Consider the following 15,252-nt stretch of genomic DNA (forward strand, 5'->3'; position numbering starts at 1 on the left):
GGATTCTAAGTACTCTTACATCCTCAATGAGTATTTAGATCAGATGCGTGCAGATGGTACTGTAGAGAAGATCATTCACAAGTACCTCCCAGGCTACAAGCTCCCACCTGAGTTACAGCCTTACAACGTACGTTTAAGCCGCGCTACTGGCGCTAACGCTACTGCAGTTGCTATCAACACTAAGCAATAGTTGACAGAGCAATAAGCTAAGCCTTTTCCTTGCTGGCTCAAGCTAGAAAAATACATACTACTAAAATCGAGGGATGTCTTAGAGGCAAAAGATCACTCTTTTGCCAAGGCCGCTAACTGCGCCAGGCATTCCCTCGTGAAATCATCTAAATCCCTCCAATAGCATTTTAAAACGCACTCCCATCTCAACCTAGCCACTCTCATCTTGGCCAAGCCGCTCACGCCCGATAGTCCCATCTATCCAGTCCAGCCCAAAGCATTAAGCTCCAGATCGTCCCGCAATCCAATCTATGGCGCTAAGCCGCAGATGACTCATCAATACAATCTAGGCAGTTAAGCCACACATGACTCATCTATATAATCCTGCTTAAGGCAGTTAAGCCTAACATGACTTAGTTATACAAATAGGCTGTTAAGGCTTGTAGTTTAGGCAAGTTAACTCAGAACAAGGTGACTGCTGCACAGCAAAATCTCGCAAGCAACAAGCTCTCTTATGCATCACGCTGCTAATTGTCTAAGCTGAGATATTGCATATAGCCACATCTCAAGCCGCATAACAATCAAACTTGTAATCAAACTCATCCCATGGATTAGGGATAATTTTAGTTTTCTATCTGCAGGCTAGGCCATGTTATCTAAAGTGGATGGTTAGATTAGAGAACGCAGGGCGAGACTGCACTTAAAGCCTATATTTATACGCTTTGTGTGGTAGATGATAGGGGCATTTATGCATGATTTCGGGGGAGCGTGTGCATTTTTTGCTCAACAGCACTCATGTAAAACATAATGAGTGCTTGCTTTAAGAAATTGTTGCCTGTGTTTAGCAATGGTTAGCTATAGGCATTTGTGGGCGATTTTGTTTAGAGCTGTTGGTCGAAAGCTAGACACTTGACGCGATACGTCTGATATCTAGGAAAAAGACTAAGTATCTTGTATACAAGTATGTTAATTATAGTTTGTAAAATTATGGTTGACGTGCCCTTGCAGCATGTTGTATGTTGCAACAAAGCGCGAATTTATAAGCTTTTGCTAGCTTGATGAAGCTCACAATTCGCACACGTAGTTTCTATTTCACACTCGTTTTTCATTTGCTTTTGGTAGCCCTTAAGCTAAGTAGTTTTGCTATAGCAAATGATTCACATGCTTATTAACATTAGATAATTCATCTACACCCATAGTCCAAGCTTTTCATGGAAAAGCTCATAATTTAACTGACGATATAAGTTAAAACCTTAGTACTACAGCTCATATGACGCTTAGTACAGATACACACTAACTTTTCGACATAATAAGCTCCTACCCCTTGAGCTTGTATAGTTTTCAATGCATAAGATCACCACAGCTAACGTAATGCCCACTTAAGCAACACCCTTGAGATGCTTTTTATTCATGGTGCTTAGGCCTTAGCGATATATTTGTGCCCTTTGCTTGAAAATTTGGCAGAACTAATAGTTCTAGAGATTGTCCTGCCTTGAGTTGAAAAGGTATGAGGTTTTAGTGAACGTCATGTATATGAGTAAAGCACAACCTGCGCCCCTGAGAGACACACTCGGACATGATGAAGAAACATGCTGATGAGCCCATTGTGTTCATTTGTACGCAATCGCCACTATCCATGGCAATACCGTGGAAGATAACGTACAGATCAAAACATTAGGATTATTAGATGTTCTCAAAATTTTTTGCCAAAGTCACAGTCCTAGCTGGACTTGTGGCCGCATTTTCCTTTAGCACTGTATCCCAGGCAGCTATTCAACAATTACCACTAAAAGGCGCGAAGATCAGCGTAGCAGTGCATCCTTATCCACCATTTGTACAGGTCACAGACTCGCTTGAGACCCTCTCTGGTATCGATGTGGATATTATTCGTGAGTTGCAGCGCCGCACCGGTTTTGAGTACGACGACGATCGCATTCACTTAACCAACTTATCCATTCTTTTAGATCTTGGACAAAAGGGGCATTTTGACATTATTGCCGGTGGTCTCACCATCAATGGTAAGCGTGGCAATTTATTCAATCAGTCCGTGCCATTATTCCGTTCCAACACCGTATTAGTGACTAACACTACTGCCAATGTAAAGTCAGTTAATGACATGGGTGGTAAGGTGCTAGCTAATACCGTAGGCTCTGCATTATCTAGCGTCTTTCCTAAAGAGGTGGCTCAACAGATCCGTGTGCATCAAGAACACTCAGTGTTCTTAACCTTCTATGCAGTTTACAAAGGCACTGCTGATGCGCTGCTCATCGACGGCCCAATGGCTGAGGATGTTATCAACTCATGGGGCAAAGGCCGTCTCAAGATTGCTCAAGATATTGCCGGTTCTGATAGCTACCTAGGTCTGATGTTTAAGAAAAATTCACCATATTCCGTAGCCTTCAACCGAGCTTTAGTTGAGATGCGTAATGACGGCACTATTGAGCGCATCGTGCAAAAGTATCTACCAAACTATAAGATGCCTCCAGAACTCATCGATAAAGGCCCAGGTTTCTCAAACGAGTTCCATGTCCCTGCTACAGAGGATCGCAAGGATCGCGTTGAGCCATCCGACCCAACTAAAGAGCTTGTCGATCCCTTAGTCGCTCAAAGCTAAACGCAAAAGGCTGACGCCCGCAGCTAAGGACTAATGCTCGCGCCCGCAGCTAAGCTCAAAAAGCTGACGCACTGAGCTAAAGATATGAACTGCAAAGATTAGCAGCTATGATTGCGTAGCAACGATTCGCACTAAACGCCACCATGCTTAGTCTATCTGCAGCCTCCACTCTCTTTGGCCTGAGAACATATAGATCTGATGCCTCTAAATCATATTTGCACAAGAGGTGTTAGATCGTTCTCAAGCTTTCCTCTCGAGGTTGATTAAGTTTCATCTTGCGCTGCACTCTCTTCTAAGGCGGCCATGCAAGCCTAAATAGTCTCATCAAGATTAAAAGATCACAGCTTACGCGCGTTGTGCAGCCATTTGTTGGTACTGCCTTGCTATTCATCATAAGCCTTATCCAAAAGATCAGATTCGCTTAATGACCTAAGCGTCATGACGGCAGCTAGCTCAATGTATGGCTTGAGTTAGGATTATTGCTACGCTATGTGGGTGACTGGCATTGGAATATGCAAAGATTAGGTAATGCATCACTAGTCTCATGCATTAAGGTCTGATGCCGACGCAGTATAACTTCCTGAAAGCAGTATTGGCTGTCTACACTAGACGGGCGTAGTGTTGGCTAGTGAAAATAGGGTGGCTAGTATTCATAGCATCAGCACAAGCTTGGCTTATATATGGTGCGGATAGGTGAGACAAGTGTAGATGATGAACTTGTTTACTTGTAGATCAGGGTCGCGTATTGTTGAGGAAAATGGCTTAAAAATAGGCTTCGTGGCTTGATAGTTGGCAACTATGCATAATTGACTTTCAATTTAACAATTTATCGCATTTTGGTGCGTGATAATCTATGGTCTTTGGTGTATCATCAGCACACAAAATACATAAGGAATGTCCTGTTTATCAGGATTAATCAGTATATCTTTCTGCCGCAGTGTGATTGAACTAGAAGCTGCCTTAAGTTAGGTAGCCTGAGAAGGCGGCGGGTGATTTCGTTTTTTCTAGTAGGACAATAGCTAAGATGTCTAAGTCTCTGACTAAGATTACTTCTTTTTCTGCAGCATTAGTTGTGCTTGGTTCTTCATCAGCTTTTGCAAGCGACTACTCTAACAAAGCAGCATCAGATTATGCCTTAGATGCTCAGAGTAAATTTGTCTATGAGGTTACTAGCAATTTAGGTCAGCAGGCATTTGAGGCCATTACTAAGTCAAGCACTCTATACCTCGTTGATATCACATCCTCATTAGGCGATCAGGCTTTAGACATGATTGAAAAGTCTAAAGTTGCTGATGATGAAGTTAAGATTGCGCTGAACAATTAATCTCAAAGCAGCAAAACTTTTTTCTAAGCCAGAACATTGTGTCTAGCGTTAAGGCGCATGTGGCAAACTTTCGACAATGCGTGCAGCTAAAATGGCGCAGCATAATTGGCGCTGCTAAGAGCGCTGTTGCTAAGTACAGACCATGAGTGCAAGCATTTGCCACATCATGCACACGAGTGTTATAAAAACAGCAAGGCCGTAGTTAGAGGGATCTAACTACGGCCTTGTCGTTTGTGCTAGTCCTGCATACAAACGCTGTTACCTTGAGTCATTATCAAAGGCAGCAGACTTACTTTGCCTATAGGCCATTAGATACTGCCAATACTTACGTATTGAGCTTAGGACTTAGTTAGCCAATGCGCTTATCTATGATATGGGCATAGCACCCGTGAATAAAAATGACACATAAGTAAATAGTTGCGAATTTGGAAACTTGGGAAGTCAAGAGCTTTGATGCTAAGCAATAGAGCTGGCCGTAGTGCTCGTTTTGAGATTCATCAATGCCATTCTTAAGGAGTTGCGACATTGCCTTTATTTGCATTATGGAGGTCTTGAACTTTTTGACTATATCATCATCTAAAGAACCATCGTCCTCGAGCTTATCAATAGTCTCAGAAGCAATTTGAATGTAACGAGAAGCAAACTCTAAAGTCTTATTCATGATAGCAAGGGCATTAGATACTATTAAAGATACTTGCTCTTCGTCAAAGCGGCATAAGTTAAAGCCCAGAACTATGTCAAAGTCATTTGGATCGATAGCGTCCAAGTGGGCTGGGTCTAACTCCTCTGCGATCTTTAGTAAGACCTCGTGATGGCGTCTAGTCTTAGCAGTTTCGGCGCAACGCTTTAGAAATCTTGCGCCGTCAGGGCCTTCAAACAAGGGATATATTTTCGGAAGTGCATTGATATAGCGCTCAATGTCTTGCTTCACGAGCTTGTTAACACGCTTAGAGTTTTCGTAGTCGCTTTTGATTGCCTTGAGTTGCTCAACAGCCTCTTGACGTAAGTTTTTTAACTCAGGAATCAGAGCGCTGCTTTGCTCAAGAGCCTTATCTACAACCTCAACATTTGCCATATTTTCTCCACGCGCAAAGGTTAGTAGTAAATCAAAAAAATTGCTTAAAGACTCTAGCTCTTCAAGCTTTATTTTGCGGTCAATTGTACCGCATAGTTTATCAAGCTTACTAAGAGGCAGTGCTAACTTGCCTTAAAGGGACAAGCGTAATCTCATCTTGATACCGAAAGCGTTCTTTACCTGCCATGAACTTAAGTAAGTTAGCAAGTGCATCAGGACTTTTAACAAAAAATAAGCCCCGCCTAAACTTATGCACAAACATAGTGTCGACAGGGTCTTTAAAGGTCTTGATGAAATAGTTAAGCACTGCTGCTAATACTTATGTATTGAGCTTAGATCTTAGTTAGTGCTCACCACCATTATTTATGAGCTTGGCAAAGCACTCATGCATGTAATGGATACCTGCGTAAATAGTTATGAACGTGTTAACTAGGTCAGTCAAGTAGACTGATGCGAAGGTATAGAGCTGTCCGTAGTGCTCATCTAGAGAAAACTTATTCGTCTGCTCAAGGACAAGCGTTGTATTGACCAGGTTCATGAAGATGTGCTCAAGCTGGTCGACTACTTGCCTATCAATATTCCCTTCATCTTCTAGTTTTTTGAAAGTTTCAGTACCAACTTCAACACAAAGCTCACAAATATTGACAGCCTTAGTGACGATCTCAGCTATAGCACTTGATATCTTAGTTACTTGTTCATCGTCAAAGCGGCATAAGTTAATGCCCAGAACTATTTTAAAATCTTCTTGTTTGAGTTCTGCTAAGGACGAGCTGTCGCACTTGTCTACGATCTTGAGGAGTACTTCATGATTGCGCTTAGTTTTAGCCTTCTCGCTGCAGCGCTTTAAAAAGCTTGCGCGTTCAGGGGTATTAGTTTCAGGCGACATTTGGGCCATAGCATTGAAATAGCGCTCAATATCTTGCTTAACAAGCTTGTTAACACGCTTAGAGTTTTCGTAGTCGCTTTTGATTGCCTTGAGTTGCTCGATTAACTCTTCACGTATGCTATCTATCTTAGAAACTAAAACGCTGCTTTGCTCAACAGCCTTAGCTACAATCTCAACATTTGCCATCATTTGCTCCAAGCGCTCAGGCTATCAGTAAATCAAAAAAACTGCTTAAAGACTCTCGTTCTTCAAGCTCAATTGGGCGGCCTATTGTACTACAAAGCGCCATCAAGCGCTTATATATGAGTATGAACACAACGCTGCAGCTGCTGCGCTCAATGCATAGCGGCTCTTGCTGCAGTGTATACATGGCGGCATGGGGTGCAAGTGTATACAGGACTACATGTGCCCCGATGTATGCATGACGACACTTGCTGCAGTGTATGCATGGCCGCTAGTGCAGGTATAGCAGCACACATATGATGGTATTGCTGCTCATTTCTTGTATGGGCTAAGGTGAGTCCTAGCTTAGGCTATTAGCTTTGGCTCTTAGCTTTGAGTTACCTTGGCAAAAGGAATCTCTGGCATATTGGCCTTAGCAGGCTCAACAAAGGAGCTGCCGGAGAGCTTGAGGCTATTAAACTGCAGGATTTGCATGAGTAAGGAGAACTGGGCGGTCTCTTTTAACAATAGCTCAGCAAGAATAGCTGCATGGGCGCTTAATGATGAGTAGGTATCGGCATTACTCTCTTTAAGGGCATTGATGTGCTCACGATAGTGCTGATAAGAGCCATCGCAAGCGGATACGATCTCTTCAAAGTTAGTCATGATGGCGCTATCTACACCGCTATCAGCTTGCATTAGCGCAAGGCCACGCTTGCAGCAAGACTCAATAGTTGGTGGCAAAGTCTCTTCAAGCTGAGAGACGATCTCTGAGCAAGCATTTAAGTATTCTTGAGCTTTGAGAGTATCAAGCTTAGTAAGATGTAGCGCTAAATTGCCTCTAAAGGTGGCAATAGTCATCTCATCTTGCTGCGGGAAGCCCTCGTCATCTGCCATGAACTTAAGTAAGTCTGCAAGTGCATCTTGGCTTTGAGCAAACTTCAAAAAGTCTTGCTTAAACTTAGGCACAAACATGGCGTTGACCGGATTTGGGAAGGTCTTAATAAGATAGTTAAGTACCACTTCACGATCTTGCTTTAAAACCTTATGCACCTTAGTGCTCTTAGACAAATCGGCGCTAATGCTATTACAAATAGCTTCTAACTGCCCTTTGTAGCCAATGAGCTCGCTTAAGGCTTTCTCAAAAGGCTTTTGCATAGACAGAAGTTCTTTTTGCAGATCCATGGTACTTCCTAAAACAATAGTGTGTAGCAGTTAAGTTAATCTATAAGTTATTACTAAGACCAAAGCGCTAGCGCATGCTGCGTTGCGGCTAGTTGCCGCTTATCTTTGATTTTAGCGGCCATATAGCTGCTGACTCATGCGTGCCTAGGCAAGGCTGTGCAATTGCGCGATCTTATGGCAGGTGGCTTTGCCTTATGTGCAAGTGCGCTAGCTTATGGCTGTTTGTCTTTATCTGACATGGTCAGATGGGCCTGAGACAGCGCAAAGATGCGGGTGGCATTGACGAGCATGACCACACTGCGGCACAGAGTAAAGAGGGCCTCTGCAAGGCACAGATAGATAGACATTTGAGCATAGGCGCTTAGGGTATTTTCTTGGGCATTATTCAATCGCTCATTGAGATCGCGCTGAATAATCAATGAGTTTTGCACTTGCTTGAGCATAGCGGCATCGGACTTAGGGCTCTTTAGGAGCATCTCAAAGGAGCTTTGAGCATGAGCCTCAAACACTAAACAGTGCTTAATATGCTCAGAGAGGGCGCGTAATACCTTATCGTTAATTGCTGCAGCTGTATCTTCAGTAAGCTTGCACATATACAGTGGCAGTGCAAAGCTTTCAGATTGATGTGAGGAGCTTATAGTGGCGCTTTGACGAGGATCATTGAGCTCTTGGGCGATCATGGCAATCAGTCCATTATCCGCGGCAAGGGCCATGGAACGCTCATGAATTAGTTCAAGATCGTGCTTACTTGGCTGATTGTCGCCAAATCCTAAGAGTCGCAGTTTAAATACTTTTTCACAGTCAGCTTTAATGAGCTTGTCAACTTTTGGGGATTTCTCTACAGCCTTTAATATCAGCTCAAGTATCTCAAAAGCAGCTCTTTGGTCAGCCATTGCAAGATTCACATCCTGCATGATAAAGTCGTTGATCTCATTAAGTTTTTGCTCTGCGCTCATATCAATCTACCGCTAGTTAAGAATTGCCATAGTTTAGCATCATCAGAGCCTAACATCGCCTAAGTTGGAAAAAAGCCAGTAAATGGCATTTGCAAGGGCTTATGGGATGATGGTAGATGGTGGGAGAGGATCTTGGCGCTATTCACAGTCGTAAATTAGTAGGTTCTCAACTTTTTGTGCGATTGGCTAGTGTGGCTGCAAGTAAATGTCATTACCAATTGCCACTAAAGCATGAGTGGCGCACGCATCAGCATTGCAACGCCGTGCGCCGCGCCATGGGGGATGACTTAGATTGAGAATGGGTCTTGGTTTTTTCTGCGCTCTTCAAGCTCGGCGATCTTGGCTCTAAGTTCAGCACGATTGGCTGGCTTTAGCTGCTTTTGTTGTTGCTTGGCAGCGTATTGAGCATCAGTCTTAAGTTTTTGCTCGTGGGCACGACGCAAGATCTCTGAGGAGCTTGGTGGATCTTCACCTTCTACCTCTAAGGAGCTGTTATCGCGCAGTTTTGCCTCAGTTGTGATGCTCTCAGCAGCTGCTGGTTTTGCTACGACTGGTGCATCTAACTGTGAGTTAATGAGGCTCTTAGTCTGCTCTTTGAGCTGCTTTGCATTACTCTGAGCATCGGATTTATCACTAGACTTGCTCTTAGCTGCAGCACGAAGCAGCTTGCCTGACTGAAATTCCTCTAAAGCTGAGACAAAGTTTTGCTTCTTTGGAGTAGTGTCAGGCTCTTGAGTGTTCTTAATAAAGCGACTTTGACGAGGCTTGGAGGCAGCGCTTAAGACACTACGGCCATTATTTTGCGTAAGCTCATGCAAGCCACTGTTAATAAGCTCCATGCGGCTCTTATTTGGTATTGCGTCTGTAGCGTTGTTATCTGAGGCCTTGTTTGGATTGACGATCTCTTCATGCTCGTCATCATCAAAGAGCTCATCTTCACTTTCAGATGCCTCTAAGTGCTTGATCTGACGGGTTCTTAATAGGGCCTTGATATCACTATCAGTAGTGGCAACTGCAAAGCAAGATTTGCCTGTTTTAGGATCTTGGCAACGCAGTTGTGCGGCAATTTCCTCAGCACGATTTGGTACTGCCTTGCTGCTAAGAGGCATGGTACTTGAGCTTGATGCAGCTTGACGTGGTTGCGCTGCAGCGCTTAGCTCGTTGGCGCTTAACTCCTCGTCCTCATACTCATCGTCGTAGAAAGCCTCCTCATCAAAGTGCTGAGCACTGTCGCCACCAAAGTTCATGGCGTGAGAGTTGTTAGCACTATATTGATGGGCATCGTGAGATTTGAGCTCATGGGTGCCACTCTCTTTTACTAAAGATGGTAGGCTTGGATCATCAGCTAAGCTAGCTTGCTCATCTATAGCAGCTTGGTGTGAAAGAGCATTTAAGGATGGATCAGTAGCGCTTGGGGCGGCATCTGCAGTGCTGTGCATGCTACCTCGAGCGTGAGTGCCATCTTCTTTATCGCTCATGAATACATCTGCAGCAATTAGTCCTTGAGAGACAAAGTGCTCATGATTACTATCGTCACTTGCAGGGACATTCATGATGGTGTTGATATCACGATCATGCATAGCAGAGGTATGGTTAGCATCAACTGGGCTAAAGGCCGCACCATAGTTATTATGTGCCTTAGAGTTGCGGCCATTTTCTTGTAAGAACTTCTTACGATATCTAAGCGGAGTAATGCCGTACTTAAGCTTAAAGTTCTTAAAGAAATAGCCTGCATTCTCAAAGCCATGGTCGAAGGCAATATCAGAGATAGGGCGATTGGTAAGCTCAATCTCCTTGGTAGCTCTTCTTAAACGTAGGTCATTGAGATACTCAGTAAAGGACATGCCAGTGACACGTCTAAAGTAGCGACAGAAATACTGATCGGTTACGCCTAAACGTAAGGAGGCATCACGAATAGTAATCGGGCCCGCATAATGGGCGTCCACGTAGTTGAGCAGTTCTTTGAGCTTATCTTGCTTAGACTTAACCTTTTGGCCGTGCATCTCTTTACGTGAGATAAGTCCATACTCGTGGTAGATAGCTAAGATCTCTAAGATCTTGGCTTTAATAAGAAGACGCTCGGAGGCATTAGAAGTACCACCATGACGTACACAGTAACGGTAGAGCTTATCAATACGGTTAAAGGCTGGATGGTCGGTAGTGACAATTGGTGGTAGCGGAATATTGCTACTCATCAAAGGCTCAAAGATCTCAGATTGCACTTCATCATAGGCGCTAAAGGAGAGCATGTTCGGATCAAACACGATGGCGCTCTCTTGGCAATTAGCAGGCAGAGTAAAGGTGTGCATGATATTGCCAGGCAGCAGTAAGAAAGCATCGCTTTTTACTACTACATTGTGCATATCGACAGAGATTTCGTACTCGCCATTAGAAAAACGCACTAACTCCAGCTCTTTGTGCCAGTGGAGTGGTACACGTGAGGCGCAAGGCTGCGGATCCCATACATAGGCAGCAAAAGGAAAGATGCTTGTGCCATGGCGAACACTTTCATTAAGTTCCTTGCGAGGCTCTGCATGAGTACTAGAACCAGTGCCTACATGCATTAAAGACTGATTATTTGATTCAAGCTTGTCTTTAGCTGCAGTTTCTACTGTGCTGCTAGTAGGCTCACCGTGGTCTTGATACATAGACTTCTTACTATGACAGTTAGCTAATTTAAGGTTTGCGCTTTGCTTAGCCTTGAGAGTGTCCATATCTTGGTCACTGCAAGAGAGCTGCATATGAACATCTGCTTGTATTTCTGCCATGATGAAACCTTAACAATTCTAAATCTGCCAATTAATAAGCATCACTAATCAATGTTGCCTTAAAAACGGCATATGTTAATGGGCAAATGCTTTTGACCCAAGCTAAACACACACACTCTTGTCGAGCCTGGAAGTCTTAATGATTACAATGGAAATTAGAGCTTATATCTGCGCATCGGAGTTAACCTAATTTGAGGTTCAATCAATTCGTCTATACGCCATGCTAAATATGATCCAATCTGTGTTAAAAACATGCATACCGCGCTTAGAACTCTTGCACAAGGCCAAGCAAAGGCTATATGTATGGTTCTAAGCAATAACTTGAGCTCAGAAACCAAAGAAAACTCTAGGCCATGAACACAGCTAAACTAACGATCCAATTAGTTTTTGTTGCGCAACAATGTAAATTACTGCCCATAGAGGCAAAAGCTCAATTGCACCGCTGCCTTCTACAAGAATGATAAGACAACTAAGTACAATAAGTTCGCAGCACTATACTGCGACAAGCATGCGTGGGTATACCAAAAGCGTGCTTAAGCTTATTAATCAACAAAACAAACGGCTAAGCTCTCAAATCAACTTTTTAGTAACTTGTAGCAAAGGTTTTGGTTTAAAGACAAGTCTTTAATAAGACCAGTTATGTTTAGTCGCTGTTAAATAACTGTCTTATGCAGGCTTATGCAAAATAACAAGTTTAGTTTAACCCAACATTTGATACAAAAGCTAATACGTTAATTTTAGAGATTTAGACAATGCACTAAACTCAAAAGTAGTGAGTCTTCTTTTCGTAATCAGACGCGCTCTAGGAGTAAAAGCACAGATATATATATCGGATAACATATACGGGCGATTATAAGAAGAGCGCATCATACAAGCATCATGAAGCGATCAATTTCTTGAGGCAACACTCAGTTTTAGTCAAAGCTAGCCACTTTTGGAGCATGCAAGATCGACTTTGATCCCCCAAGAAAGCGCCATAAACACACACACTCAAGCATGTTTTGCACTAGCAGCCATCTCATTTAACTGAACGCCTCTTCAAGTAAAGCCACACCTTCAGAGCAGATCTTGCCGACCAGACCTCCACCAACAACAAATACTCACGTCTGCATACAAAGCAGCTATGCAGCTGTGCAGAGCTAGCTCCACGCAGCGCAAGAACATCTTAGCTACAGACAACAAAGCTGATGGCATCGCATTGACCATTATCGCAAAGTAGCACGCTAAGAAAAGATTTCATCGAGAGATCATCGCTTGCATACAGCAGCAGCTTGTGATCTTAGCTTAGGTATGACATGAATGCTAAGCTTGATAATCTAAGTAGAGTGGGCGCCTTATTGTGGCTTAAAGCAGCTAAACGCGGCTAAACTCAGAATAACTTAGCAAGGGCGGCAAGGTGCGTAACTTAGCATGTGTTCCATGTGCTATGACTACACATGTATCTCATGGGATATGACTACGCATGTGTCTCTTAGGCTATGGGCTTGTGCCTATGAGATGACTTACGCAAAGTGATAACTTTGTGGTGCAAGAGATTAGCAGATAACCTCATGGTGTTTACATTTGCCTAAGGTTGAGCTTAAACTTTACGATCTAGGGTTGCACATGCTTTTATAGTTTGAATTTGATGCCTTGTATTAAGATACATAGTTATTTAGGTATTGATCTTGCAGTTGCGCCCTTAAGCTTTGGCTTGGGTGTTAAGATCTACGCTAAGAGCGCCAAATTTAGCACATTAGCGATTACCTAAAGGCAATCATGCCTTGGGTGTTTTCTTAAAGGAGCTTTCGGTGAGCCGTCTTTTAACTTCACAAATCAATCGTGCCATTTTTCGAGTGATGGGTCTAGATAAGTTTCAGCTCCAGGAATTTGAAGATCATTTCCATGAGATCACCTTTGAGTGGGATCTTGAGCTGATGGAGAAGTACGACGATTTTAAGTACCTCTCCGAGGATATGTTCCGCAAAGCAGTTGCCCAAGCGAACATGCATGAGGTTGACTATCCATACCCACAACCGCCAAAAGTTAATGCTCTTCCGGCCATCGATAGCCCGTTAAATCCTAATGAGAAGATCGCCTTAGATCTTCCAATGAATATCTTCTTTGAGCTTGACAAGCGTCCTATCAATGTCTTCAAGGTCTCAGGCTTGATGCCAATGATGAGCCATTTCATTGAAGAATATGAGGCGCAGGAGCGCAAGAAACAATCTGAGAAGATGGTTGCTGAGCGTAAGCAAAAGCAAGCTGAAAAGGCAAAGCGTAAGGCTGAGGCCAAGGCTGCAAAAGCCAATAAGGTCTCACAACCAGCTTTAAGCAAAGAAGAACTCAAAAAGGCTCAAGAGTCAGCTAATGCTGTAGCTAAAGCATATGAAAAGTTAGGTCTAAATCCTGATGGCTCAAGTGCCAAGAGCAATGATAACGATGATGAAGCCTCTAAGAGTATTGCTAGCGCTGATGAAAGTGCTAAGCTCAACGACAATGCTCCAGTAAATGAGTCAAAAGTAGAAGGCAGTGAGGATGTAGCGCCAGCTCCTTCTATGATGGATGTGGTCTGTGAAAAAATGGCCGCATTGCATCGTTACACAGGACGCAAAATTTACATACGCGCACTGCCATCACGCAGTGGTGATTTACGCTCCATTGAGTGGTGCTTGTCAGGTCTGCATCAGCATTTAGCTGTGCCAGAAAACGGCATTACTGATCTGATGCGTGATCTCATTGTCTACAAGTGGTTTAACAATTTAGAACCTGAGCAAAGAGCGCTCTTTCCTCATGACTTAAGCTGCGCAGATCTCCACAAATCATTATTCTTATCCGATGTAATCGTTTTTAGTGACGCCAAGATGACTTTATGGTATGCGCTAAAGAATAACATTTGTGGTAGCGATATTCAGGGCTTTGGTGTCGATATCGATCCACCATTTAAGCGTAACTTTGCTGTCAGCATTAAGCATATTTTCTATGGCAAGTTAGCAGACCATCCAACTGTAGCTACTTACCGTAAGATGATTGCTCATGAGCGCCTTAATAAGGTGGTCTCTGACGTTCACTACTGTCAAAATGACAATCTTTCACCATCTTCGCAAGATGAGACATCAGAGCAGCTAAGTTTCATTAACGATGCCTTTATGATCTTTGATATGGAAATCAAGGGTGTACAAGGTAGCATTGAAGTCTTAGTTAAAGATCAGTTATATGACAATTTAGATGCAGTAGCTGCACGTCTTAAAGATCTTAAAGATAACGATCTGTCTGATTTTGATGGCCTTAACTCTGACATTATCGAGCTCATCGCCGAGCCAATCGTGGAGATGAAGAACGACCATGAAGCTCGTCGTAGAAATAAGGATGCAGAGTTTGCAGGCCTTATCTTTAAAGATGGTATTCATCGTCAAGAGTTTACTGTTGAGAAACTGCGCAAGTCTTATCCGCTTAAGATTGATCGCATTGTCATCACTTCAGATGAAGAGATTAAGTTCTTAATTAATACCAATCTCTTTGCTTATATCGAAAAGCCAACTGGTAATAGTGCTAATGGCGGCGATGTATTAAGTCTCATTCATGCAGACTGCATCATGGTTACCTTCATTCAAGGCGACAATGGTTTAGAGCTCTCTAGCATTGATATTACCGATGGTATTCAGATTCCATACGGTGCACATAAGAACGAAGATATTAATCTTTTTACCGATGGTGTTCTCGATAGTCTTATCAATGATAAGCACAATTACATCGATGAGGACTGGGATAAAGAGTGGAATGAGGCTGTAGCTGAGCGTCGTCAAAAGGATCAAGACATCAACGATCGCATGGCCGCTACTAAGCAAGAGTGGCTTGAGTTTAGACAAAACTCTCAAGCTAAAACTATGAAGACTCGTGCTCGTCTGCGTAAAGAGCGTAAGAAGAAAAAATAGAAAAGAGTGCATTACGATTAAAAAATGCACCATAACACACTAACTAAGGCCGCATTTGCGGCCTTAGTTGTTCTTACACGCGTATTTGATCGATATTTGGAAAGGGCATATATAAGCCGTTTAAGCTATGATATATGCATGCATCTGCATGATCCGGACATGTAGTTTTTGTATTACGCTAACCACAAAAGTTAACGGTA

General features: G+C 43.1%; 9 protein-coding genes. 4 read left to right on the forward strand and 5 right to left on the reverse strand.

The genetic code is table 11. The features are described from left to right. The 3 genes from RDO37_RS01775 to RDO37_RS01785 all read left to right on the forward strand — a co-directional run. Positions 1–190, forward strand: a 190-nt coding sequence (locus RDO37_RS01775; RefSeq protein WP_308497907.1) for a hypothetical protein, incomplete at its 5' end; no start/stop codon positions are given. A 1,665-nt stretch (positions 191–1,855) separates the two neighbouring features. Next, positions 1,856–2,782 carry a transporter substrate-binding domain-containing protein gene (locus RDO37_RS01780; protein ID WP_308497908.1) on the forward strand — a complete coding sequence of 309 codons (927 nt, stop codon included), beginning with the start codon at positions 1,856–1,858 and terminating at the stop codon, positions 2,780–2,782. A 1,024-nt stretch (positions 2,783–3,806) separates the two neighbouring features. Further along, entirely contained in the window at positions 3,807–4,106 is a 300-nt protein-coding gene (locus RDO37_RS01785) for a hypothetical protein (protein ID WP_308497909.1), read from the forward strand. A 349-nt stretch (positions 4,107–4,455) separates the two neighbouring features. On the opposite strand, the gene RDO37_RS01790 is transcribed toward RDO37_RS01785, so the two are convergent. The 5 genes from RDO37_RS01790 to RDO37_RS01810 all read right to left on the reverse strand — a co-directional run bounded on the left by RDO37_RS01790 (position 4,456) and on the right by RDO37_RS01810 (position 11,138). Then, complete coding sequence (locus RDO37_RS01790) at positions 4,456–5,181, reverse strand: hypothetical protein (RefSeq protein WP_308497910.1); 726 nt, start codon at positions 5,179–5,181, stop codon at positions 4,456–4,458. A 343-nt stretch (positions 5,182–5,524) separates the two neighbouring features. Further along, positions 5,525–6,253 carry a hypothetical protein gene (locus RDO37_RS01795; RefSeq protein ID WP_308497911.1) on the reverse strand — a complete coding sequence of 243 codons (729 nt, stop codon included), beginning with the start codon at positions 6,251–6,253 and terminating at the stop codon, positions 5,525–5,527. Positions 6,254–6,616: 363 nt separating this feature from the next. Beyond that, complete coding sequence (locus RDO37_RS01800; RefSeq protein WP_308497912.1) at positions 6,617–7,414, reverse strand: hypothetical protein; 798 nt, start codon at positions 7,412–7,414, stop codon at positions 6,617–6,619. Positions 7,415–7,626: 212 nt separating this feature from the next. After that, positions 7,627–8,370: a hypothetical protein gene (locus tag RDO37_RS01805; RefSeq protein ID WP_308497913.1), complete on the reverse strand. Its 744-nt coding sequence runs from the start codon at positions 8,368–8,370 to the stop codon at positions 7,627–7,629. A gap of 287 nt (positions 8,371–8,657) precedes the next feature. Beyond that, positions 8,658–11,138, reverse strand: a complete 2,481-nt coding sequence (locus RDO37_RS01810; RefSeq protein ID WP_308497914.1) for an AraC family transcriptional regulator — start codon at positions 11,136–11,138, stop codon at positions 8,658–8,660. A gap of 1,790 nt (positions 11,139–12,928) precedes the next feature. Here RDO37_RS01810 and RDO37_RS01815 point away from each other — a divergent pair. Further along, positions 12,929–15,052 (forward strand): hypothetical protein, encoded by a 2,124-nt coding sequence (locus RDO37_RS01815; protein ID WP_308497915.1) that lies wholly within the window; start codon positions 12,929–12,931, stop codon positions 15,050–15,052. The last annotated feature ends 200 nt before the right edge of the window (positions 15,053–15,252 follow it).

Source organism: uncultured Anaerobiospirillum sp., from assembly GCF_902485895.1.
In the GTDB taxonomy this organism is placed as follows: Bacteria; Pseudomonadota; Gammaproteobacteria; order Enterobacterales; family Succinivibrionaceae; genus Anaerobiospirillum; species Anaerobiospirillum succiniciproducens.

Excerpts from the sequence above, each read along its gene's own strand:
- RDO37_RS01780 (WP_308497908.1), top strand. The coding sequence starts at position 1,856 with ATGTTCTCAAAATTTTTTGCCAAAGTCACAGTCCTAGCTGGACTTGTG.
- RDO37_RS01810 (WP_308497914.1), bottom strand. The coding sequence starts at position 11,138 with ATGGCAGAAATACAAGCAGATGTTCATATGCAGCTCTCTTGCAGTGAC.
- RDO37_RS01800 (WP_308497912.1), bottom strand. The coding sequence starts at position 7,414 with ATGGATCTGCAAAAAGAACTTCTGTCTATGCAAAAGCCTTTTGAGAAA.
- RDO37_RS01785 (WP_308497909.1), top strand. The coding sequence starts at position 3,807 with ATGTCTAAGTCTCTGACTAAGATTACTTCTTTTTCTGCAGCATTAGTT.
- RDO37_RS01805 (WP_308497913.1), bottom strand. The coding sequence starts at position 8,370 with ATGAGCGCAGAGCAAAAACTTAATGAGATCAACGACTTTATCATGCAG.
- RDO37_RS01790 (WP_308497910.1), bottom strand. The coding sequence starts at position 5,181 with ATGGCAAATGTTGAGGTTGTAGATAAGGCTCTTGAGCAAAGCAGCGCT.
- RDO37_RS01795 (WP_308497911.1), bottom strand. The coding sequence starts at position 6,253 with ATGGCAAATGTTGAGATTGTAGCTAAGGCTGTTGAGCAAAGCAGCGTT.